The 22,549-nt window shown below is 69.4% G+C and carries 14 protein-coding genes and 5 pseudogenes; 16 read left to right on the top strand and 3 right to left on the bottom strand.

Annotation, left to right across the window (positions count from 1 at the left end; translation table 11 throughout):
- The first annotated feature begins 31 nt into the window (after positions 1 to 31).
- The 3 genes from IPG72_12755 (at position 32) to IPG72_12745 (ending at position 6,219) form a co-directional block, all read left to right on the top strand.
- Entirely contained in the window at positions 32 to 3,952 is a 3,921-nt protein-coding gene (locus tag IPG72_12755) for a DUF11 domain-containing protein (GenBank protein ID MBK6769854.1), read from the top strand.
- Entirely contained in the window at positions 3,922 to 4,404 is a 483-nt protein-coding gene (locus IPG72_12750) for a proprotein convertase P-domain-containing protein (protein ID MBK6769853.1), read from the top strand. Before IPG72_12755 ends, IPG72_12750 begins: the two co-directional genes overlap by 31 nt.
- A gap of 261 nt (positions 4,405 to 4,665) precedes the next feature.
- Entirely contained in the window at positions 4,666 to 6,219 is a 1,554-nt protein-coding gene (locus tag IPG72_12745) for a right-handed parallel beta-helix repeat-containing protein (protein MBK6769852.1), read from the top strand.
- Positions 6,220 to 6,522: 303 nt separating this feature from the next.
- Here IPG72_12745 and IPG72_12740 read toward each other — a convergent pair whose 3' ends face one another.
- Entirely contained in the window at positions 6,523 to 7,116 is a 594-nt protein-coding gene (locus IPG72_12740; GenBank protein MBK6769851.1) for a hypothetical protein, read from the bottom strand.
- Positions 7,117 to 7,204: 88 nt separating this feature from the next.
- Here IPG72_12740 and IPG72_12735 point away from each other — a divergent pair, with 88 nt between their 5' ends.
- The 9 genes and pseudogenes from IPG72_12735 to IPG72_12695 all read left to right on the top strand — a co-directional run bounded on the left by IPG72_12735 (position 7,205) and on the right by IPG72_12695 (position 18,509).
- Positions 7,205 to 8,752 carry a hypothetical protein gene (locus IPG72_12735; protein MBK6769850.1) on the top strand — a complete coding sequence of 516 codons (1,548 nt, stop codon included), beginning with the start codon at positions 7,205 to 7,207 and terminating at the stop codon, positions 8,750 to 8,752.
- 522 nt (positions 8,753 to 9,274) lie between these two features.
- Entirely contained in the window at positions 9,275 to 10,813 is a 1,539-nt protein-coding gene (locus IPG72_12730; GenBank protein MBK6769849.1) for a DUF11 domain-containing protein, read from the top strand.
- Between the two features lie 27 nt (positions 10,814 to 10,840).
- Positions 10,841 to 11,746, top strand: a complete 906-nt coding sequence (locus IPG72_12725) for a hypothetical protein (protein MBK6769848.1) — start codon at positions 10,841 to 10,843, stop codon at positions 11,744 to 11,746.
- A 165-nt stretch (positions 11,747 to 11,911) separates the two neighbouring features.
- Positions 11,912 to 13,267, top strand: coding sequence for a hypothetical protein (locus IPG72_12720; protein MBK6769847.1), 1,356 nt, complete (start codon positions 11,912 to 11,914; stop codon positions 13,265 to 13,267).
- Between the two features lie 189 nt (positions 13,268 to 13,456).
- Positions 13,457 to 14,893, top strand: a pseudogene (gene sufB, locus IPG72_12715) (Fe-S cluster assembly protein SufB).
- Positions 14,894 to 15,068: 175 nt separating this feature from the next.
- A pseudogene (sufC, locus tag IPG72_12710) lies at positions 15,069 to 15,848 on the top strand (Fe-S cluster assembly ATPase SufC).
- Between the two features lie 3 nt (positions 15,849 to 15,851).
- Positions 15,852 to 17,264, top strand: coding sequence for a Fe-S cluster assembly protein SufD (gene sufD / locus IPG72_12705; GenBank protein MBK6769846.1), 1,413 nt, complete (start codon positions 15,852 to 15,854; stop codon positions 17,262 to 17,264).
- A gap of 164 nt (positions 17,265 to 17,428) precedes the next feature.
- A pseudogene (locus tag IPG72_12700) lies at positions 17,429 to 18,275 on the top strand (cyanophycinase).
- 78 nt (positions 18,276 to 18,353) lie between these two features.
- Complete coding sequence (locus tag IPG72_12695) at positions 18,354 to 18,509, top strand: hypothetical protein (GenBank protein MBK6769845.1); 156 nt, start codon at positions 18,354 to 18,356, stop codon at positions 18,507 to 18,509.
- Positions 18,510 to 18,777: 268 nt separating this feature from the next.
- Here the strand turns inward: IPG72_12695 and IPG72_12690 are convergent, their stop codons facing one another.
- Together IPG72_12690 and IPG72_12685 are read right to left on the bottom strand one after the other, a co-directional pair.
- A complete protein-coding gene (locus IPG72_12690; GenBank protein ID MBK6769844.1) occupies positions 18,778 to 19,275 on the bottom strand; it encodes a VWA domain-containing protein in 498 nt (165 codons plus the stop codon).
- Between the two features lie 403 nt (positions 19,276 to 19,678).
- A pseudogene (locus IPG72_12685) lies at positions 19,679 to 20,740 on the bottom strand (VWA domain-containing protein).
- Here IPG72_12685 and IPG72_12680 point away from each other — a divergent pair.
- The 4 genes and pseudogenes from IPG72_12680 (at position 20,639) to IPG72_12665 (ending at position 22,541) form a co-directional block, all read left to right on the top strand.
- A pseudogene (locus IPG72_12680) lies at positions 20,639 to 20,895 on the top strand (DUF951 domain-containing protein). The pseudogenes IPG72_12685 and IPG72_12680 overlap by 102 nt on opposite strands.
- Positions 20,896 to 21,085: 190 nt before the next feature.
- Positions 21,086 to 21,307, top strand: a complete 222-nt coding sequence (locus IPG72_12675) for a DUF542 domain-containing protein (GenBank protein ID MBK6769843.1) — start codon at positions 21,086 to 21,088, stop codon at positions 21,305 to 21,307.
- Positions 21,304 to 22,143 carry a hypothetical protein gene (locus IPG72_12670; protein MBK6769842.1) on the top strand — a complete coding sequence of 280 codons (840 nt, stop codon included), beginning with the start codon at positions 21,304 to 21,306 and terminating at the stop codon, positions 22,141 to 22,143. The genes IPG72_12675 and IPG72_12670 overlap by 4 nt, the downstream gene beginning before the upstream one ends.
- The gene (locus IPG72_12665; GenBank protein ID MBK6769841.1) at positions 22,140 to 22,541 is read left to right on the top strand and encodes a hypothetical protein; all 402 of its coding nucleotides are present in this window, start codon (positions 22,140 to 22,142) and stop codon (positions 22,539 to 22,541) included. Before IPG72_12670 ends, IPG72_12665 begins: the two co-directional genes overlap by 4 nt.
- Positions 22,542 to 22,549: the final 8 nt, after the last annotated feature.

Genomic DNA, 22,549 nt, shown 5'->3' with positions numbered 1-22,549 from the left:
CTCCTTTTCACTGCCGTGGGGGATGGAACGCATGAGCCGTCGATTGCTGCTGTTCGCGCTGGTGGCGCTGGTCCTGATCGTGTGCGCCCGGCAAGAGCCGACGAGCGCCGCGACCCGGACGACGTTCAACAACCGGGCGACGTTCCAGGGAACGCTCTCGACGATCATCACGGACGACTACGGCGTGGCCTCCGGCTATCCGGCCGTGTTCACGATCTTCAACAACGTGAACATGAGCGCCGTCTTCAACCAGACGGACTACTTCACGACGGGCTTCGCCAACCACAACATCATCCAGCCCAACAACTACTGCGCCGGCTGCAACGGCTCGTACCGCCTCATCTTCACCTCGACCTCGGTCACCCAGGGCGGCGTCGGCGTGTTCGGCGTCGGGCTCGACATCCTGGGCAACTCGTCTTCGCTGCCCTACGTCGCGTTCGTCACGTACGGGGACAACACGACCGAGGACTTCCCGCTGCCGATCAACGCCAGCTTCTTCGGGATCACGTCGCCGCAGATGATCACCAGCATCCACATGGGCCTGGCCGGCGGCAACTCGACGCAGAGCGGCTCGTTCTTCATCGACAACCTGACGATCGGCAACGCCTCGGGCGCCCAGCCGACCACGCCGCCGACGAACACGGCCGTCCCCGGCGTCACGCCGACGGCGACGGCGACCATGTCCACCACGCCCTCCGACATGCGGATCCTCAAGACGGATTCCCCCGACCCGGTCGTCGCCGGCAGCAACATCGCCTACACCTTGCAGCTGACGAACATCGGCGGCTCGACGGCCACATCCGTGACGCTGGGCGACACGCTGCCGGCCAACACGCGCTTCGTCTCGCTGGCGAATCCCGGCTTCGGCTTCAGCTGCAGCACGCCGGCCGTGAACGGCACCGGTGCGGTGAGCTGCACCGGCGGCACCGTCGGCGCCGGCCAGACGGCCACCTTCACGCTGACCGTCCGGACGTGCCCCGAGACGACGTGCAACTCCATCATCTCGAACACGGCCACCACATCGGCCGCCAATGACTCCAACTCCGGCAACAACTCGGCCGTCTCGACGACGACCGTCCAGGCCCAGTCGAACACCGGCATCACGCTGACCGACGTGCCGGATCCGGTGATCGCCGGCCAGAATGTGACCTACACGTCCAGCGTCTCCAACGCCGGGCCGTCCAACGCGCTGAACACCATCGCAACGTACACGCTGGACAGCCGCCTCGCGTTCGTCTCGGCGACGGTCTCGCCCGCGGGTCCGATCTGCACCCCGTCCGGCTCGACGGTGACGTGCAACCTCGGGACGATGGGCGCCGCCAACCAGTGCGCCACGGCGTTCAACACGGCCTACACCATCACGATCGTCGCCACCGTGTCCAGCAACACGGCGTGCTCGCCGGCCATCTGCCCGGGCAGCCCCGGCGTGCCGCTTTCCTCCTCCGCCTCGGTCACGAACGGCAACTGCCTCGCCGACCCGGTCCCGGGCAACAACACGGCCGTCCAGGCGACGAACGTCCGCGCGGGCGCGGATGTCGAGATCACGGATCCGACGGTGACGCACCTCATCGCCTCGTCTTTGGCGGCGATGTCGGCCGCGCCGGTCGACGGCGCCGCGGACGCCGGGACGGAAGCCGCACCGGCGTGGAACGCGGTGGACGGCGCGCTGGCGCCGCAGCAGGACAACGCGGAGTGCGTCGGCGTCGGTGACTTCCTCATCGTGACGCAGAGCTTCAGCAACACCGGCCCGCGGGCGTTCACGCCGCAGCGGGACAACGGCGGACCGGAGTGGGAGTCGATCCTGCCGGGCAGCGTCGTCGGCCTGGACTGCCGCGTGCTCGACGGCGGCGGGACGTGCACGTCCACGAGCACGCAGATGACGTGGGACGGCACGATCGCGGTCGGCGCGAGCGTGACGGTCCAGTACTCGTTGCGCATCAAGGGCGCGATCCCGACCGGGACCGTCATCCCGATCGTCGGCACGGTGCACTACGACGGCTTCAACATCGGCGTGAACACGTTCAGCCGCTCGAGCGCGGCCGTGGAGATCGCGCTGGACTGCCCGTCCGTCATCGACCCGAACACGCAGCTGAGCAACCAGGTCCACCTGCCGATCCTGAACTTCCTCGGCCAGGACGACGTGTGCGAGAGCTGGATTGAGGTCCAGAACCTGGGCTGCATCAACGCCAAGGCGGCGCTGGTGACGTGGGGCGAGCCGGGCTTCTGCCCGCCGCAGGCGGCGGGGCCGTTGAAGGTGGAGTGCACAGGCCTCCTGAAGCCCGGCAGCAGCTGGAACCTGTACGGCGCCCAGGTGCCGACGGGCTCGAAGTCCGGCATCCTGTTCAAGCTCTCGGCGCGGCAGCTGTCCGAGGACGGGATCGACGTGATCCCGGAGGACGACATCACGGGCGACTACGTCTGCGAGGTCCTGTTCTTCAACGTCGTCGGCGACGCGGACGATTACCGCCGCTTCAAGAAGGCGTACGACGAGGGGCTGATCTTCGACGGGATCGACATGTCGCGCGCGGCACCGCAGGACGGGGCGCTGGCGGTGGACGTGCACCGGACGTGCCCGGGCGACGTGACGCCGGGTGTGGACGTGACGAGCAAGTACAACGGGATCGCGGGCACGCACCTTGGCGTGTACGACGCCGTGTACGGCGGGTACGGGTTCTACGTGCCGCTGGTGTACGCCAGCAAGGCCGGCTACAACTCGATGATCTACATCCAGAACGGCGGGCTGATGTGCTCGTCGATCGAGATCTGGTTCCAGCAGCAGGAGGACTGCCTGCGGGCGGTGATCTGCGACATCGCGACGCTGGCGCCGGGCGAGACGTACCAGCTGGACGCGAACGACTGCGTGGGCCCGGACTTCCAGGGCTCGGCGTGGATCCGGTCGACGCAACGGATGGGGATCGTGGTGGACCTGATCGGGCACGACCTGCTGATGACGTACGTGGGCGAGCCGGCGGAGATCAACTACACGTTCGACCCGCGCAAGGCCGTCTACACGGGCGGCAACCAGGTCGGGTTCGCGCCGCTGGTGTACAGCGAGTACCAGGGCTGGGACAGCGCGATCCAGGTGCAGAACCTGAGCCCGGTGGTGGCGGCCAAGGTGAAGGTGTACTTCCTCGACCGCGGCGGGGACATCATCACGACGCTCGTGGACTGGGTCTGCCCGCGCGGGAGCCAGACGTTCTTCCTGCCGCTGGTGGCGGCGCTGCCGGGGAACTGGGTGGGATCGGCGCGGGTGGAGAGCCAGGAGTGGATCTCGCCGGGGAACCCGAACGTGCTGGCGCCGAACGTGGTGGCAGTGGCGACGCTGATCGAGTACTCGGACGCGGCGCGGACGGCGGCGACGCAGGGCATCGCGTACAACCTGCTGCCGGAGCACAAGATCTTCGACTGGCAGATCGGCGAGCGGTCGGGCGGGAACTTCGAGGCGGGCGTGGGCCTGATCGCGATCCCGAGCCTGCTGAAGGACCTTGGCAGCTCGCAGATGACCAGCGAGATCGCGATCGCGAACGTGGTGCCGAAGCCGGGCTTCACGGACTTGGTGATCTACGTGTACGACCAGAACGGGTTGATCGACTACATCTGCCAGAAGCTGAACGAGAAGCAGGTGGAGTACATCGACCTGCAGACGTGGGGCTGGATCAACAACGGGTTCAAGGGCAGCGCGGTGATCAGCGCGTGGTTCTGGGAGCACGACGTGTTCGACGGGACGGGCTTCTTCCTGCGGAACCTGGTGGGCCTGGGTGCGATGGCGATCGAGCGGCGCGGGGCGCGGCTCGGCGAGGACGTGCCGGGCGACGAGGCGGCGGGGGAGCGCGGGATTCCGTTCGAGAGCACGTACGACGAAGACGGGAACCCGCTGTTCGAGTACTGCTTCATGGGCCCGCTGCCGCTGTGCCCGGGTTCGTGGACAACCGGCCGGTGGCGTGCGAGGTGAAGCAGCAGAGCTTCGCGTGCGACAACTGCCCGGTGGCGATCCCGGCGTTCGGCGTGGCGCCGGACGCGCTGGTGACGGTGTCGGGAGCGGCGCAGTGCGAGGTGGCGGACGTGAACATCACGCTGGACATCCTGCACACGTGGAACAGCGACATCACGATCGACGTGTCGAGCCCGACGGTGGCGGACGTGGTGCTGGCGGGCCGGATCTGCGGCGCGGACGACAACATGCAGGCGGTGGTGGACTCGGACGCGGCGGCGCCGATGGGATCGGCGTGCCCGCCGACGGGGTTCGAGCACTACACGCCGGGCGGTACGGGCGCGACGCCGGACGGGCTTGACGCGTTCGACCGCAAGAACCCGGACGGGACGTGGATCCTGAGCGTGAACGACCAGGTCGGCGGCGACGCCGGGTCGGTGCGCGGCTGGTCCGTGGACATCACGTACCGGTAGGTCGCTCGATCTTCGACGCGCACTCGGCGCCCGGTGCGGCTTCGGCCGTGCCGGGCGCCGTTCTTCGTGGTCGGGTGCGCTCGGTGCCCGTATCGTGTGCAGAAGATCGTGCGTTCAATACGATGCCATGCAAAGATTCGTCAATCTTCCGTCGGTAGATCGACCGACAACAGAGTAAGTGGTCAACGGCGACCGGCACCGAGTCCATTTGCCCAATTCCCGCGCTTCCACCGCCGCTCATCCATCTGCCAGGAGTTCGGCATGTCGCACCCACCGCTCTCACTCGTACGCGCCGCGCGCATCGTGGCGCTGGCCCTGCCGCTCGCCGCGCTGCTGATGATGTACATGGCCGTGACCGCCCATGCCGACGTGATCTGCGTCCCGAACGACGCCGTCGACGGCAGCTGCACCGCCGGTCAGTCCGAGGCCACGATCCAGGCGGCCATCAACGCCGCCGTGACGGGGGTCGACACCGTGCGGGTCGGACCGGGCACGTACAACGAGAACCTGACCCTCGGCAAGAACATCCCGCTGCTCGGCGCCCAGAACGGCGTGGCGGCCTGCGGGCGCGTGGCCAGCGAGTCGGTCATCACGGCAGCCAGCGGCGACCTGCTGACCCTCGTCGTCGGTTCCGCCGGCGCGCGGATCAACGGCTTCCACTTCTCCGGCGCCGCGCGCGGGATCACGTCCGGCAGCGGCCCGATCGACAACGTCGAGATTCGCAACAACCGATTCACCGGCTACACCGGCGCCGGCGTCTTCCTGAACGACCCGGGCATCGACATCACCGTCGACAACAACGAGCTCGACGGCGGCAGCAAGACCTCGGGCGGCGCCTCCTTCCACCTGGACACGGACGGCTTCGACGGCTTCCACTTCACGAACAACTGCGTGCGCAACGCCCCGCTCGGCCCGGGCTTCTTCACGGACGGCAACCGCAACGTCGGCCTGAGCGCTGGCCGCGGCCCGCTGTTTGACGGCAACCTGTTCGAGACCCACACGACGAACGTCGGGGTGAACATCGGCAGCCGCGCGGTCGAAGACGCCGTCTTCAGCAACAACACGTTCCGCTTGAACGGTTTCGACGGCCTGCAGGGCGGTCCGATCCGCACGACGTTCACCGCCAACACGTTCGACCGCAACGGACGCAACGGCTTGGTCATGACGTCCTTCGGCAACCAGACCGCCGGCCGCGGCTCCGCCGACGTCACGATCCTTCAGAACTGCTTCGTCAGCAACGGCCTCACGCCCCCGCCGCCGCCCGCGCCGACGCCGCCGGCCGGCGCCGGTCTCCGCTTCTCGGCCCAGCCCCAGAATCAGTCCAGCAACATCTTCAACAACAACGACTTCATCGGCAACCTGCCCGGCGCCATCAACACCGACACGGACCCGATCGACGGCACGAACAACTACTGGGGCGCGGCCGATGGACCCTCCGGCGTCGGCCCCGGCTCGGGCGACATCGTCAGCGGCCCGCCGACGCCCGGCACCGGCGTCATCACCTTCGCCCCGTTCAGCACGATCCCGCAGTCGTTCGCCGGCTCGCTGTGCAACCCGTTCACACCGACGCCCACGGCCACCGCCACCCCCACCGCCACGCCGACGAACACGCCCACGAACCCCCCGGCCACGCAGCGCCCGACGCCGACGCAAGTGCTCGTCGGCGGGGTAACGGTCGGGACGTTCGCGCCGGCGGTTGTGGCGGCTGTCACCAGCGGTGCGAGCGGTTCGCTTGCGCCGACCGTCCTCGGCGGGCTCGGGCTGCTGGTTGCGGCCGCGTTCGTGGTGGGCGTGCGGCGGCGGCGGGATCGGTAGCACGGGCATCGCCAGCAGAGTGGCGGGCTTCGGCCGGCGAATGCACGTCGAATCACGATGATCTGGCCGTAGATCACAGTGATCTGGGCGCAAGTCACGGTGATCTGGCCGTAGATCACCGTGATCGGAGGGCGAACAGCCGTGATTCGGGCCGCAACGCACCGGGACCTCGACGGCGGGACAACTCGCCGCTCGAACCCGTATCCTCGCCCGACCTGCCGCGTTATTTCTCGGGACGGAAAAGGGTGCCCTTCATGGCGCCCTCATTCCGCGCTCATCGTCTATGGGCGGGCGACCCATCCGTTAGTTGCCCGCTTCGATGTCAAGGAGCCAGTGACCGTGAACCACCTGCCTCTTCAAACGCACCCTGTGGATGCCCGCAACGCACTCGGCCTGCGCCGCCTGCTGCGGCCCATCCCCGGCCTCGTATCGGCCGCCGTCGTCCTCGTGCTCGCCGCGTCGAGCGGCCGGCCGGTCGCGGCGGAAGGGGCGGAGAACCTGCCAGCACCCGACGTCCAGGGCGCCGCGATCCTCACGAACCAGAACACCTTCAGGTCGAGCGCCGGCGGCTCGATGCCGGACGTCAGCCCCGACGGTGACGTGACGCTGGCGGTGCCGATGGGCGAGCAGCGCCTTGCCCAGGCGTTCTACCCCACGTGCCCGCTCAACCTCGAGGGCAGCGACTTCCCGGCCCTGGCGCCCGGCGACCACGTCATCGACACCGACGCGCTGACGATCGACGGCAAGCGGGTCACCACGGCGTTCCAGTCCGGCGGCATGGCGCTCTTCCCGTTCGCCACGATCACGGTCCCGGCCGGCGTGACGCTGCGCGCTGTCGGCAGCCTGCCGCTGGCGCTCCTGTCGCAAGGCCCGATCGTCATCGGCGGCACGATCCACGTCAACGGCGCCAACGCGACGCCGACGGCGCCGGGCTGTCAGGCCTTCACGCCCTCGCCGGGCGGCGCAGGCGGCGGCGCCGGTGGTCTTGGCGCGGCCAGCCCCGGCCAGGGTGGACCGGGCGGCGGGCCGGGCGGCGGTAGCGGCGGCATCCCGACGACGGGCGGCGGCGGCGGCGGTGGCTTCGGCGGCGCGGGCGGCACCGGCGGCGGCGGCGGCCGGCGGCGGGGCGTACGGCGACCTGTCGACCAACCTGCAGGGCGGCAGCGGCGGCGGTGGCGGGACGCGGAATTCGGGCTGCGCGGCGGCTTCCGGCGGCGGCGGTGGCGGCGGGCTGCTGCTTTCGAGCTCGACGACGATCACGATCAACGCGGGCGGCGCCGTCCAGGCCAACGGCGGCAACGGCGCGTTCAGCGACACCGGCGGCAGCGGCGGCGGCAGCGGCGGCGGCATCACGTTCATTGCCCAGCAGGTGACGAACGGCGGCGCGGTGAGCGCCAACGGCGGTTCGGGCGGTCCGGGCGGTTGCTGCGGCGGCGGCGGCAGCGGCGCCGGTGGCCGGGTGCACATCTCGGCGTTCACGATCACGGCCGGGACGATCTCGGTTGCGGGCGGCGGTCCGACCTCGGGGAACCCCGGCGGCGCCGCTGGCGCGACCGGCGTCGTGACCCAGGACGCCATGGCGATGCTCTACAGCTGCCGCAGCGACATCCGCATCGAGAAGGCCTGCTACGCCCGCCCCAGCGAGGGCTCGCCGACGCAGGACGCCGACGTGGTCATCGCCGGCCAGCAGTGGATCTGTGACATTACGATCTCGCACGACTGGTTCCAGGAAGGGATCCTCAACGCCGCGCTCGGTGCCGACGGCACCGACGCCGACGGCACCGACTCGACGCAGCAGACGCTGCCCGGCACCTACCTCATCGACCTCAACGTGCGCGACACGTTCCCGGCCGGCGCCCGCTATGTGGCGAACACCGTGAACGAGGTCGACCGCGGCCTGGGCGCGCCCGCCGTCTGCACCGCGCCGCCGCTGAACGGCCCCGGCACGATCGACTGCAGCGGCATCGACGTGCCCTACGGCGGCGAGGCCACGTTCCAGCTGGCGTTCACGACGCGGCCCGACTTCGTGGCCACGAGCCCGATCGGCGAGTTGCCGATCAGCAACACCGCCTGCCTGGTGGGCGTGCTGCCGGTCTTCGACGTCGACGACCGCAACAACTGCGACGTCGAGACGGACCTCGTGAAGGACCTGGCGGACCTGCGGATCACGAAGTTCATCGAGAGCACGCACGACCCGATCCGGGCGGGCGAGGTCTTCACGTACACGATCTTCGTCGACAACCTCGGCCCGTCGGTGGCACGGAACGTGACGATCACGGACACGTTCCTTTCCAGCAACAGCGTGTCGATCCAGTCGTGCGCCTTCTCGGTGTCGCAAGGCGGCGGGGCGATCACGCAGTTCACGTGCACGACCGGCAACGTCGTCTCGACGCAGTTCGGCAGCGACATCGGGACGTTCAGCACGAACCGCCTCGACCCGGTCGGCGTCGTCGGCTCGCCGCCGCCGGTGGGCGGGCATCAGGGTCGCTGCGGGCATCGTTCCGTTTGGTGCTGCGGCAGGGCGGGCAGGTAACGAACACGGCGCGCGTGACGGCCCTGACGCCGGACCCTGACACGTCGGACAACTTCGTCACCGTGGACCGGCGGGCGATCTCGGTGGCGGACCTGTCCATCACGAAGGCGGCCACGGCCGAGGAGCAGCAGGTCAACCAGCCGGGGTTGATGTTCAACAATGCGATCTTCGGCCAGGTCTTCCCGACGGCGCCGAACTACTTCGCTTCGACGCGCGTCACGGCTGGACGGCGGATCCAGTACACCGTGACGGTGCGGAACAACGGGGTCTCGCCGGCGGAGAACGTCGTGCTGCACGACCGGCTGCCGGTCGGGGTGCAGATCTACCAGGGCAGCTTGGTGGCGACGTACGCCGGCACGCCGGTGCAAGGGGCCCCGGTGCCGCCCGCGGGCGCGAACTGCGACACCGGCACGCCGGGAGAAGTGACGGACGAGATCCGGTGCGGCATCGGGTCGCTGAACGTCGGCCAGTCGTACGCTCGTCTTCCAGGTCACGACGGACAGCGCGCTCGAGCCCGGTCTCGTGCTCGAGAACGACGCATGGACGCTGTCCGACACACTGGACGTGAACAACAGCAACAACTTCGCCTTCACGCAGAACACGGTGCTGGCGGCGGCGGACATGGGCGTAAACCCGACGGCCGTCGGCGAGGTCGTGACTTCCTACAACACCGCGCTGCACCAGTTCATCGTGACAGATACGGCCAACCAGGTGACGGCGGGCAAGATCCTGCGCTACCAGGCCCAGGTCCAGAACAACGGGCCGTCGGACGGCCGGAACGTGACGATCCAGGAGAACCTGCCCACAGCGCCGGTGCCTGGGCCGGTGACGTTCCTGCGCGCCGTCGGGGCTGACTGCCGGCCGGACGACGTGAACCAGCAGCTTCTGTTCTGCGACCTCGACGACATGGCGGCCGGGGCGCGCGAGACGTTCGACGTCTACGTGCTGGTCGACCCGTCGGTGCCGACCGGAACGAATCTGGCGACCACGTTCACGGCGCTGCAGAGCGGATCGAACACGGTTCCGCCAGGCCCGCCGCCGGCGATCCCGGGCGTGGAGCCGACGCGGCCGATCACGTGGGATCCGTGCTTGAATTGCGGTCCGGTGGGGGAGCATCAACGCGTTCTTCGCCAGCGCGACGGTGAACACGGTGGCGGACGTCTTCATCAACAAGGTGGACGTGCCGGCCGAACCGCGGCTGGACCGGCAGCAGGAGCCGGACCTGGCGATCGCCGGCAAGGAGCACCGCTACCTGATCACGATCGGCAACGACGGCCGAGCGTGGCGCTCCGGCGTCGGGGCGACGGACACGCTGGACCTGAAGCAGGCCGGGATCCTGGGCGAGCGCTTCCTGCGCTGCGAGCCGTTCGACCTGGACGACCAGGTCACGTGCGCCTTCGCGGCGTTGAACACGGTGACGCTGACGCACCTGCAGGTCGGCAACGAGAACGTCGTGCCGACGGCGGGGACCGGGACGCTCGTGCCGGGCAAGGCATACAGCTTCTACCTGATCACGCAGGTGGATCCGGCTACGTCCTGGACGGGACGGACCTGCTGGCGACGGACACGGCGAACATCACGACGACGACGACGGATCTGCGGACGCAGAACAACACGGACCGGCACGACACGCTGATCATCGCCGAGGCGGACCTGGCGATCACGAAGGCGGACGACGCGGCCGGGTTCCTGACGTGCGACCCCGTGGCGCCGGGCGGGACGATCACGTACGACCTGACGGTGACGAACAGCGGCCCATCCGACGCGGCCGACGTGTACGTCGTGGACCAGCTGCCGGTGAACTTCGTGGTCGTGGATCCGGCGCTGGTGGACGTGACGGTGTCGCGTGGCGCGGTGGTCGAGGTTCGCGACGACGGACAGATCACGATCCGCGTCGGGAACGACCCGAACAACCTGGGCGTGAACGAGCTCGGGCGGGTGAACGCCGGCAGCGCGCCGGTGACGATCCGGATCACGGTGACGGTGCGCCAGGACGCGGCATGCGGCCAGCAGGCGGCGAACGCGGCGCGGGTCGAGACGCGGCAGAACAACACGGCGTAGCCGCCGGCGCCGCAGCCGTTCCCGGGCGTGGACGGCGGACCTCGGACGCCGACGGTCGACCCGGTGTTGATCAACAACGCCGTGGTGGAGCGGACGACGATCGAGTGCCCGCGCATCCAGGTGGTCAAGACAGTGTCGTTCGACGGGAAGTGCCCGGGGGTGAACATCAACCCCGGCGTGTTCAACCAGACCGGGCAGGCGGTGACGTTCTGCTTCGAGGTGACGAACACCGGGACGACGTTCCTGGACGACATCTTCCTGACGGACACGCTGACGACGCGCGCGGCGGGCGCGACGGAGATCTACTCGACGACGATCACGAGCGGTGCGGACCCGAACATGCCGGTGAAGCCGGGTGAGACGGTGCTGCACAAAGGTGACGGTGCCGCACCTGTTGAAGGACTGGAGCTGCGGGATCGCGGACGACGTCGTCTCCGTGACAGGCAACCCGGTGAACTCGGGTCGGACGGACCTGCCGTGCCTGGAGGACGTGACGGACACGGACGCGGCGCGGATCAACGTGCCGTGCGCGGGCGTGGACTGGCGTCTGCAGCTGCCGATCCTGGCGAACGACACTGCGTGGCGTCGGTGGAAGTGCAGAACGTGGGCGACGCCGAGACGAAGGCGCTGATGGTGGTGTGGGGCACGCCGGGTGCGTGCCCGCCGCAGTCGGCGGGTCCGCTGAAGGTGGAGTGCACGGGTCTGATCGCACCGGGGAGCACGTGGCACTTCCGGGCGGACCAGATGCCGGTGGGCGCGAACAGCGCGGTGGTGTACTCGCTGTCGACGGACATCGTGACGGACTACCTGGGCCAGAAGCTGCGGTTCGCGGACCTGGCATGCCTGCGGATCTCGCAGAAGATCATCGGCAACCACGAGTGGTGGCTGCGGTTTCGACACGGCGTACCGGACGCAGGACAAGTTCTTCGGTGAGATCGAGCAGTCCGGTGCGCAGTTCACGCTGGACTTCAAGCTGCACCAGGGCGAGCCGCTGGCGGCGGTTGTGAACCGTGGCTGCCCGGATGCGGGCGACCCGAACGTGACGAGCTGGGCGGCGTACACCAGCGTGTCGTCGGACCAGGAGGTGCACGGGACCCGGTGTTCGGGGGTTACACGTACTACACGCCGCTGCTGTTCGCGAACAAGGGCGGACTGAACAGCATCATCCACATCCACAACTCGGGCGATGAGTGCAGCTCGATCGAGATCTGGCTGCGGACGCAGGACGTGTGCCTGCGGAACCAGATCGCGGACGTGCTGAACCTGGCGCCGGGCGAGACGGTGTCGTTCGACCCGAGCACGGCGGTGGGTCCGGACTGGCTGGGGAACGCGTGGATCGGCGCGTCGCAGCCTCTGGGGATCGTGGTGGACACCAAGGGTGCGAACCACTTCACGAGCTACAACGGGATCCCGGCGGACGTGTACAGCCTGGACTACAGCTACGGGGACGAGGTGAGCTTCGCGCCGCTGGTGTACTCGGAGTACCAGGGCTGGGACACGGCGCTGCAGGTGCAGAACATGAGCGCGGTGCACGCGGCCAAGGTGAAGGTGTACTTCCTGGACCGCGGCGGGGACATCATCACGACGCTGGTGGACTGGATCTGCGCCCGTGGCAGCCAGACGTACTTCCTGCCGGTGATCGGGAGCCTGCCGGGGAACTGGGTGGGCAGCGCGCGTGCGGAGAGCCAGGAGTGGATCAGCCCGGGGTCGTCGAACGTGCTTGCGGCGCCGATCAGCTCGGTGGTGACGCTGGAGAAGTGGTCGGACCCGGCGCGGACGACGCGGCGGGAGGCGATCGCGTACAACGGCCAGGGCGACTGCCTGCTGTACGACTGGCAGCTGGGCCACGGGGCGGGCGGGACGCAGAGCGGGTCGGCGGTGTTCGCGCTGCCGATGGTGGCGAAGGGGAACCGGGGCGTGACGACGGAGATCGCGATCACGAACCTGGTGCCGAAGCCGGGCTTCACGGACTTCGCGATCTTCGTGTACGACCAGAACCACCTGATCGACTACGTGTGCCAGAAGCTGAACGAGAAGCAGGTGGAGTACATCAACCTGGCGACGTGGGGTTGGATCGACAACGGGTTCTACGGCTCGGCGGTGGTGAGCGCGGTGTTCTGGGAGCACGACGTGTTCGACGGCCGCGGTGTGTTCGAGCGGAACCTGGTGGGCCTCGGTGCCGTGGGCGTGGAGCGGATCGGCGGCGTGCTCGGCGGGGCGGACGTGCCGGGCGACGAGTCGAAGGGCTGGGAAGCGTTCCCGATCTTCGACCACTTCAAGGCGCCGATCACGCCGAGCTGCCCGGGTGTGCCTGGGGGTTCGAGGGGCGGTAACGCGCCCGTTCGAACCTCGAGGTTGATGCTACGGGGCGGGCGATCCATCGGATCGCCCGCCCTTTGGTTTCGAACCACGGGCAGATCAACGCACGGACAGATCAACGGCTTCAGCCGTTGACCTGCCCTGCCCTCCCACACCATCCCCCCTTTTCGGTTGCCCCAATCAGCAATATTCCCTATACTCGCACTCGCAACGCGGTTGTCCAAACGTCGCAACCCCATCCCGCAACCGCCGTTCCCCTGCCCCTTACGCCACCCCCCAGCCCAACGAACGGCCCCGCCACCCGCCCGGCCGAGGAGCGTACCCGTGCCCGCACCCACCACGTCCGACGTCGTCGCCGAGCTGTCCGCCCAGCCCTACAAGTGGGGCTTCGTCACGGATATCGAAAGCGACACGATCCCGCCGGGTCTGAACGAGGACGTCATCCGCGGGATCTCGGCCAGGAAGGGCGAGCCGGAGTGGCTGCTGGAGTGGCGCCTCAAGGCCTATCGCCACTGGCTGACGATGGCCGAGCCGGACTGGCCGAACGTGGAGTGGGAGCGGCCGGACTACCAGGCGATCAGCTATTACGCGGCCCCGAAGAACTTCGACGATCGTCCGAAGAGCCTGGACGATGTCGATCCGAAGCTGCGCGAGACCTACACCAAGCTCGGGATCCCGCTCGAGGAGCAGTTGATCCTGGCGGGCGTGGCGGTCGACGCCGTGTTCGACAGCGTGTCGGTCGCGACGACGTTTAAGGACAAGCTGGCGAAGCAGGGAATCCTGTTCGGCTCGATGTCGGAGGCGGTGCGCGAGCATCCCGAACTGGTCAGGCGCTACCTCGGCACGGTGGTGCCGCCCACGGACAACTTCTTTGCGGCGCTGAACAGCGCGGTGTTCACCGACGGGTCGTTCGTGTACATCCCCAAGGGCGTGCGGTGTCCGCTTGAGCTGAGTACCTACTTCCGGATCAACGCGGCGGCCACGGGCCAGTTCGAGCGGACGCTGATCGTGGCGGAAGAAGGGTCGTACGTCAGCTACCTGGAGGGCTGCACGGCGCCGATGCGCGACGAGCATCAGCTGCACGCGGCGGTGGTCGAGCTCGTGGCGATGACGGATGCCGAGATCAAGTACTCGACGGTCCAGAACTGGTATCCGGGCGATGCCGATGGCGTCGGCGGGATCTACAACTTCGTCACCAAGCGCGGCAAGTGCCAGGGCGATCGGAGCAAGATCAGCTGGACGCAGGTCGAGACGGGCTCGGCGATCACGTGGAAGTACCCGAGCTGCATCCTGGTGGGCGACGACTCGGTCGGCGAGTTCTACTCGGTGGCCCTGACGAACAACCACCAGCAAGCCGACACCGGCACGAAGATGATCCACCTCGGGAAGCGAACGCGGAGCACGATCATCTCCAAGGGGATCTCGGCGGGCCGCGGGCAGAACACGTACCGCGGCCTGGTCCGGATGGCCAAGGGTGCCGAGGGGGCGCGGAACTACTCGCAGTGCGATTCGATGCTGATCGGCGACCGCTGCGGGGCGCATACGTTCCCGTACATCGAGGTCGGCAACCCGACGGCCAAGGTGGAGCACGAGGCGTCGACGAGCAAGATCGGCGAGGACCAGCTGTTCTACTGCGCCGCGCGGGGGATCAAGGAAGAGGACGCGATCTCAATGATCGTCAACGGGTTCTGCAAAGAGGTCTTCAAGGAGCTCCCGATGGAGTTCGCTGTGGAGGCGCAGAAGCTATTGGCGGTGAGCTTGAGGAGCGTCGGTTGCGTGGGACGTGGCGGGTCGGGAGGCGCCTTCCAAAGGCAGCGTCGGCTTGATGTGTCCGAGGTGCGCGCGGCTCAGAGGCCTTTTGCTCCAGGCCGTCCCGCCCCGACCCTGGTGAATCGAATGGCTCCATGCGGAGCTTCCACGGATAAGGACATCACCCATGCCCCTACTCGAGATCAAGAACTTGTGCGTCAGCGTCGATGACAAGCCCATCCTGCGCGGGGTCGACCTGACCGTGAACCCGGGCGAGGTGCGCGATCATGGGGCCGAACGGCAGCGGCAAGAGCACGCTGGCGCAGGTGCTGGCCGGGCACGACGCCTACACGATCACGGACGGCAGCGTGGCGTTCCGCGGCAAGGATCTGCTCGACCTCAGCGCGAGCGAGCGGGCGGGGGAAGGGCTGTTCCTGGCCTTCCAGTACCCGGTCGAGATCCCGGGCGTGTCGAACACGTACTTCCTGCGAGCCGCCTACAACGCGGTGCGCGAGTATCGCAACGCGAGCCGCCGCTCGACCCGGTGGCGTTCATCAACTACCTGAAGTCCAAGATGCACATCGTCGGGATGGACCAGGCGATGCTCAAGCGCTCGGTGAACGCCGGGTTCTCGGGCGGTGAGAAGAAGCGCAACGAGATCTTCCAACTGACGGTCCTCGAGCCCGTGTTGGCCGTGTTGGACGAGACGGACTCGGGCCTCGATATCGATGCGCTGCGGGTCGTGTCGGACGGCGTGAACGCGATGCGGTCGCCCGACCGCGCTTTCGTCGTCATCACGCACTACCAGCGCCTGCTGGAGTACATCGTCCCCGACGTCGTCCACGTGCTCGTCGACGGGCGCATCGTTCGGTCGGGCGGCAAGGAGCTGGCGCTCGAGCTCGAGGACAAGGGCTACGGCTGGTTGGAAGAGGGCAGCGCAGAGCCCCTCGTCGCGGCGGGGCGCTAGGCGATGACGAACGCGACGCGCGACGGCGCGGGGACAACGTCCGTTGTGAGGGGATCGACGCCGCGGACCACGACGACACCGGCCGGCGACCGGTTCCTGGCGGATTTCGCCGCCTTGTCGCGCGCCAACGGCCATGCCCCGGCGTGGCTCACCGAGCGCCGTATCGCCGCCGCCGCCCGCTTCGAGGCCATCGGCCTGCCGACGACGCGCCAGGAGGCGTGGCGCAAGACGAACGTGCAGCCGATCGCCCAGGTCGCGTTCGCGAACGCGCCGGCGATGGCCGCGCATTCGGTCGTCGCGACCTCCGCCGCGGATGCGCTCGATCGGCTGGCGCTGTTGCCGCTCGAAGGCCACCGCCTCGTGTTCGTGAACGGCGTCTTCGACGCGGCGCGGTCGCACGTCGGCGCGCTGCCGGCGGGCGTGCGCGTCGGGACGCTGGAACAGGCATTGCGCGAGGGCGATGCGGTGGTCGCAACGCACTATGGCCGCTTGGCCGATGGGGAAGACGCGCCGTTCGCGGCGATCAACACCGCGCTGGCGCATGATGGGGCCGTGATCGTCGTGCCGGACGGCGTGGCGGTCGAGGCGCCGATCCACGTCGTGTTCGCGTGCGCGGGCGGGGAGACGGCGGTGGCGCACCATCCGCGCGTGCTCGTCGTGGCCGGCGTCGGCAGCCGGGTGACCGTGATCGAGAGCTACGGCGGGCTCGTGGCGGGCGATGTCTATCTGACGAACGCCGTGAGCGAGGTCGTCGTGGCCGAAGGGGCCGAGGTGGACCACACGAAGCGGCAGCTCGAGAGCGAGGCGGCCTTCCACATGGGCGGCATGCACGTCGTTCAGACGGGCGCGAGCCGCTACGTGAACCACAACGTCGCCCTCGGCGGCCGGATCGTCCGCAACGAGATCGCCATCCGCATCGACGCCTCCGGCTGCGACACGCTGCTACACGGGCTGTACATGGGCCACGGGCAGCAGCACATCGACAACCACACGATGTTGGACCACCTGAAGAGCGGCTGCCACAGCTTCGAGCTCTACAAGGGCGTGCTGGACGGACGCGCGACGGCCGTGTTCACCGGGCGGATCAAGGTCCACCAGGACGCCCAGCAGACGGACGCCGTCCAGGAGAACCGCTGCCTGCTGCTCGCCGACACGGCGACGGTGAATACGCAGCCGCAGCTCGAGATCTTCGCCGACGATGTGAAGTGCACGCACGGCGCCTCGGTCGGCGAGCTGGACGAGACGCAGTTGACGTACCTCAAGGCCCGCGGCATTCCGCCGGCCGCCGCCCACGGCATCCTGACGTACGCCTACGCCAACGAGATCATCGAGCGCATCCCGATCGAGTTGGTGCGCGACGAGCTCGAGGGGCTGATCCGGGGGCGGGTGCGGGAGAGCCAGCAGCTGGGCGACTGAGGCTATCCGCCCGTCGCATCGTGCGAACGCGGCGGACTGGTATTACACTCCCGTGCGGACCCTGCGGTCCCGTCCGAACCCGCCCGCACGGGAGAAGCCCCCACGTGACCCGCGGCTACGATCCCCATCGGCGGCGCCGAAGAAAAATGCGCACCCCCGCCATCCTGGCGCGCTTTGTCGCGCTGTGCGGCGGCGAGCGGGCCGCATCGCCGTCGTCCCGACGGCCTCCATGCTGAAGACGACGGGGCGCAAGTACGAGATCGTGTTTCGGCGGCTGCACGTCGCATCCGTCACCGTGCTGCCGATCGAGACGCGCTCTCGGACGCGGCGCGCGATGCGTTCGTCGACGCGCTCGACGATGTCGACGGCGTGTTCCTGACCGGCGGCAATCAGCTGCGCCTGTCGACGACGCTGGGCGGCACGCCGTTCGCGCACCGGCTGACCGAGCGCCACGCACACGGGCTGCACGTCGCCGGCACGTCGGCCGGGGCGGCAGTGATGAGCGAGCACATGATCGCCTTCGGCGACGACGGCGGGACGCCGCGGGCGGACATGGTCACGCTGGCGCCGGGACTGGGCTTCACCGGCCTGGCAATCATCGACCAGCACTTCCGGCAGCGCGACCGGCTGGGGCGGCTCCTCACGGCGCTGTCCTGCCAACCCGAGCTTCGTCGGCATCGGCCTGGACGAGGACACGGCCGCCTTCATCGGACCCGACGACACGCTGGTCGTGGCGGGCAGCGGCGCGATCACGATCGTCGACCCGTCGGAGTTAGCTACACCTCGCTCGACTCGGCGAATCAGTCCGATCCCGTGAGCATCCTCGGCATCCGGCTGCACGTCCTGACGAACGGCGCGCGCTACGACCTGGCGGCCCGGCTGGCCTCACCGCCGCCGGCAGCGATCGACCTGCCGCCAACCGGTGATGCTGACGTCGGGGCGGCCGACGGCGTCGGCATCGGCGCGGTCGATCCGATCGATGGGGCGCACGCGGTCGAGGTGATGCCCTAGTACCCTGTAGCTGGACACGCTTCGGATGTCCGACAGAGGTGGAGATCCATAGACTCTGCAGTGACAGCGTACCAGTCGATGACACCAGCGCCCGCGCGAGGCGACATCATCGCGGCCGCTCCAGTGACCGCGTCGAACGCCATCTTCGCCGTCGACATGCTCTCCGGCGCCGAAGGCTGGGCCGTCGGCGGCGTCACGGACTGCGACGGCGTCAGCGACGCGGCAGACGGGTGAACACCGGGTGTGGCTGCCTTGGGCCAACAAACCCCTCCTGGCGCGCTGAAGCGCGCCTGTCCTCCCCATCGGGGGGATGGGGAGGACGATCTATCCGAAGGCGGACGCCGGATGCCGGCGCTGCCCAGGGCCTACAAGCGTCACGCCGATGCCAGCCCCCCTCGCCAAGGCAGGACCCTTTCTCCCGCCCCCGCGGGAAAAAGGTGGCAGCCGCAGGCGCTGACGGATAGAGGGAGCCCGCCGAGGGAGAGCCAGGGCCGCCCGCCCCCTACCGACAAACCACCACCCCCCCACCCGCCGATAAATCGCCACCAACGCCTCCGGATCCCGCGCCAGCCACAGCGTCCGCCCCGCCCGCCACCGCCAGCAGCGTCGGCAGGTCCACGTCGTCGCCGAGGCCGACGACGTAGAGGGCGGCGCCCTTGCTGCGCGCGAATGTGGCGGCGCCTGTGACGCTCTCGCGGGCGTCCACCTGGATGCCGTCCGTCAGGAGGACGAGGACCGGGCGGTGGTCGGGGTCGTGGGCCGGGCCGGTCGCCTCGTTCGCGCCGGCGACGATGCCGCGGTCGATCCGGGTGCCGCTGCCGGGGCGGATCGTTTCGAGGGCCGCTTCGATGGCGGACCGGTTGCTCGTGAGCGGCTGGACGACGCGGCTGTTCGAGTCGTACGTCACGACGGCCACCTGGCTGCCGCCGGGCCGGGGCGCCAGCAGCTCGACGAACGCCTTCGCGCCGGCGACGGCCTGGGCCAGCTTGTCGCCCGTCATGCTGGACGACGCGTCGATGACGAGCGCGACGTCGGCGTAGCGGTCCGCCGGGAAGCACCAGTTGCGGGCGCTGAAACGGCAGGTAGATCGTCCGGATGTTCGGCGGGATCACCTCGACCACGGCGGGCGGGATCTCCATAGCGCCGCCGCGTGCCGTCGCCGTCCGTGCTACTCCGCCCACAGCGCGCCGCTGACGGGCTGTGGGCCGTCGGCGGACAGGTGGACGGCGTACGGCAGGACGGCGTCGTCCGCGGTCAGGAACGGGCGCCACCACGTGCGCAGACCGTCCGGCGCCACGGCCGGCTCGATGGGGGGCCGGCGATGCGGGTGTGGCGGCCGGCTGGAGGCGCTCGTGGACGCGCACGTCCGTGACGCTGAAAGACAGGATGATCGCCGCGATCTTCTGGTAGATCTCGGCCAGCTGCGACGCGTCGGGCGCCGGGTAGTAGTGCGCCGGGGTCGTCGCCACCTGCATCATCGTGTCGTCCGCCGCGTCGGCGCCGAGGCCGATCGTGAAGAACACCGTGCCGAGCGCCTTCGACGCGGCGGCCGCGGCCAGGATGCCCTCGGCGGCGGGCTCGATGCCGTCGGACAGGAGCACGATCACCTTCACCGCGATCGGCCGGCCCGTGTCCTCGAACTCGCCGTCGGCCATGCGGATCGCCGCGCCGATCGACGTGCTGCCCTGCGGCGCGCTCATCTGCCCGAGCGCGCGGATCACGCGGTCGGGGCGATCGGTCAGCGGCTGGGCCACGTACGGGTCGCTGTTGAACGGGATGAGGCCGACGCGGTGGCGGCCGAAGTCGACGTTGTCCACGAACTGCTCGACGGCCAACTTGGCCGCGTCGAACTTGCCGCCGTCGTTCATCGAGCCCGAGCGGTCGACGAGCAGCATGATGTCCGCCCGCCCGCGCGCCTCGACCGGGCAGTCGCCGCGCACGCGGATCACGACGTCCAGCCGCGCGTTGCGTTCGACGGCGCTCGCGGCGGGCGCCTGCTCGCCCGTGAACGTGCACATGCCCTGGCCCGCGACCGCCGTCGCGGTGGGCGTCTGGGTGCGCAGGCCCTGGGCGGCCGCGCGGCCGTCCGCATCGCGCACTGCGGCGAGAGCGATGGCTGCGACGGCGACGGCGATCGCCGGTGCCCAGCTGACGCGGCTCACGGCCTGTGCGGCTCGTTGGTCATTGTTCGCCATGTTCGCCATCGGGCTGGCCTCGTGGGGTACGGGATCGACCCGGGTGGGCGCGCTCGGACGAGCACACCGTATATCGACGGGCGATGAGTGCAGAACGCTACGCCCCATCCCAACACCATGCAATCTCCACCATGCAATCTCCGTCCGCAACACAATATACTGGCCCCGATGCCAACCGACACCCCCGCCCTTCCGCATCCATCGGCCCAAGACAGCCACCCCGCCGACGACATCCGCCTCGGCGACGTCGTCCGCCTCCGCAAACCGCATCCGTGCGGGGCGGACACGTGGCGCGTCGTCCGGGTCGGCGCCGAGATCGGACTGCGCTGCACGGGTGCGATCGGAAGGTCCTCTTGCTGCGGCGGGTCTACCGCCAGCGGTTCGCGGCCCGCCTGTCGCGGCTGGAAGGAACGCACGGATGTTGATGTAGGGGCACCCCTTGCGGGTGCCCTGCGTGCGCCGCACAACCGACACGGGCACCCACAAGGGGTGTCCCTACAGGCGCAATGCCCAACGTGCGCTGGCGCAATGTCGGGCGTGGCAGGTCGGCGTATGCTCAACCCAAGTCCGCAGCGTGCGATGTGCGCCGATCCCGACGAAGGCAGAGGCAACGCCATGAATGATCTCCCATCCATCGAGCCGACCCTCACCATCAATGACGTCGTCGAACGTCACCCCGGGCTCATGCCCGTCCTGGCCGGCCACGGCCTCGACCTTTGCTGCGGCGGCCCGCTGACCCTTCGCCAGGCGGCCGAGCAGCACGGGCTCGACTTGGACGCGCTCGTCGCCGAGCTGACCGCCGCGCTCGCGGTGGGCGCGGGGGCTGCGATCCCGTGAGCACCGCCACGCGCGTGTTCGGCCTGACCGCGCTGGCCGCGTTGGCGGGCGCCACGGCGCTCCACGTCGGCGTGCTGGCGGGCGAACAGGTGTTGTGGGCGCCGATGGTCCGGCTGCTGCTGTTCGGTTGGATCACCGGCTTCATCCTGGCCGTCTCCTATCATGCGATGCCCGCCTTCCTGGCGCGCGATTTCCCGTGGCCCGTGCTGTCCACGTCGCACGCCGTGCTCTTCGCCCTGTCCACCGCCGCCGCGACCGCCGCCGACCTCGCCCGCCCGACGCTCGTGCCGTGGACCACGGGGCTGCAGGCCGCCGTCGGCGCGCTGTTCCTCGTGAACGTCATGGCGCTCGTCTTCCGCGGTCGCCGCCGCCCGACGGGGCCGAGCGTGACCTTGCCCGCCCAGCGACAGGTCGACCGGCTCGCGTCGCGCGCGACGAGCGCGGCCGGCGCGGCGCTGCCCGCCGGCTTGGCGCTGCTGGCGGCCGCCGATGCCGGACGGCTTGCGCCGGAGTGGCGGCTCGCGGCCGTGCATCTGTCGACGCTCGGCTGGGTGCTCGGCATGGTCGTCGGCGTCGGCTACCACGTCCTGCCGCGCACGAGCGGCCGGCCGATCCGGTCCGTCGGCCTCGTGAGGCTGCAGCTGGCGGTCCATGCGCTGGCGGTGGCGCTGATCGTCCCGGCGCTCGGCTGGGGCTGGCCTGACGTCTTCGTCGCCGGCGGGCTGCTCATGGCGCTGGCGATGGTCCTGTTCGCCGCGGCCGTCCGGCCGTCGCTGGCCGTACCGCGCCGCCCCGATGCGCCGATCGCGCCGGGCTCGATCGAGGTGCGGCGATGACCGGTCCGTCGCGCCTCCTGCTGCGATCCGCGTTCGCGTCGCTGGCGTGCGGGCTGACGCTCGGCGTCCTGTTCACGCTGGACCGCCCGCTCGGCGCCGCGCTCCGGCCGATGCACGTCGAGCTGAACGTCTGGGGCTTCGTGACGCTGATGATCTACGGCGTCGGGCTGTTCATCGTGCCGCGCTTCGCCGGCCGGCCGCTCCGCCGGCTGCGACTCGTGCGCGCGGTCGCGATCGCCGCGCCGGTCGGTGTCTTCCTGTCGGCCGCCGGCTGGCTGGCCGCGTGGCAGCGCATGGACATCGCGCGCGGCATGCTGCTCGCGGGCGGCATCGCGCAGGCGGTGGCGGCGGGAGGGTTCATCGTCCTGATCGGGGAGCTGCTGCTCGCCCGGCGCTGACGTTCGAG

Origin of the sequence: Candidatus Avedoeria danica (assembly GCA_016703025.1) — a bacterium.
In the GTDB taxonomy this organism is placed as follows: domain Bacteria; phylum Chloroflexota; class Anaerolineae; order Epilineales; family Epilineaceae; genus Avedoeria; species Avedoeria danica.
This window is presented reverse-complemented; position numbering and strand designations above follow the sequence as displayed.

What these genes read in the sequence shown, in the direction of transcription:
- IPG72_12755 (MBK6769854.1), top strand. Translation starts at nt 32, where the DNA reads ATGAGCCGTCGATTGCTGCTGTTCGCGCTGGTGGCGCTGGTCCTGATC.
- IPG72_12745 (MBK6769852.1), top strand. Translation starts at nt 4,666, where the DNA reads ATGTCGCACCCACCGCTCTCACTCGTACGCGCCGCGCGCATCGTGGCG.
- sufD (MBK6769846.1), top strand. Translation starts at nt 15,852, where the DNA reads ATGACGAACGCGACGCGCGACGGCGCGGGGACAACGTCCGTTGTGAGG.
- IPG72_12695 (MBK6769845.1), top strand. Translation starts at nt 18,354, where the DNA reads ATGACACCAGCGCCCGCGCGAGGCGACATCATCGCGGCCGCTCCAGTG.
- IPG72_12690 (MBK6769844.1), bottom strand. Translation starts at nt 19,275, where the DNA reads ATGACGGGCGACAAGCTGGCCCAGGCCGTCGCCGGCGCGAAGGCGTTC.
- IPG72_12675 (MBK6769843.1), top strand. Translation starts at nt 21,086, where the DNA reads ATGAATGATCTCCCATCCATCGAGCCGACCCTCACCATCAATGACGTC.
- IPG72_12665 (MBK6769841.1), top strand. Translation starts at nt 22,140, where the DNA reads ATGACCGGTCCGTCGCGCCTCCTGCTGCGATCCGCGTTCGCGTCGCTG.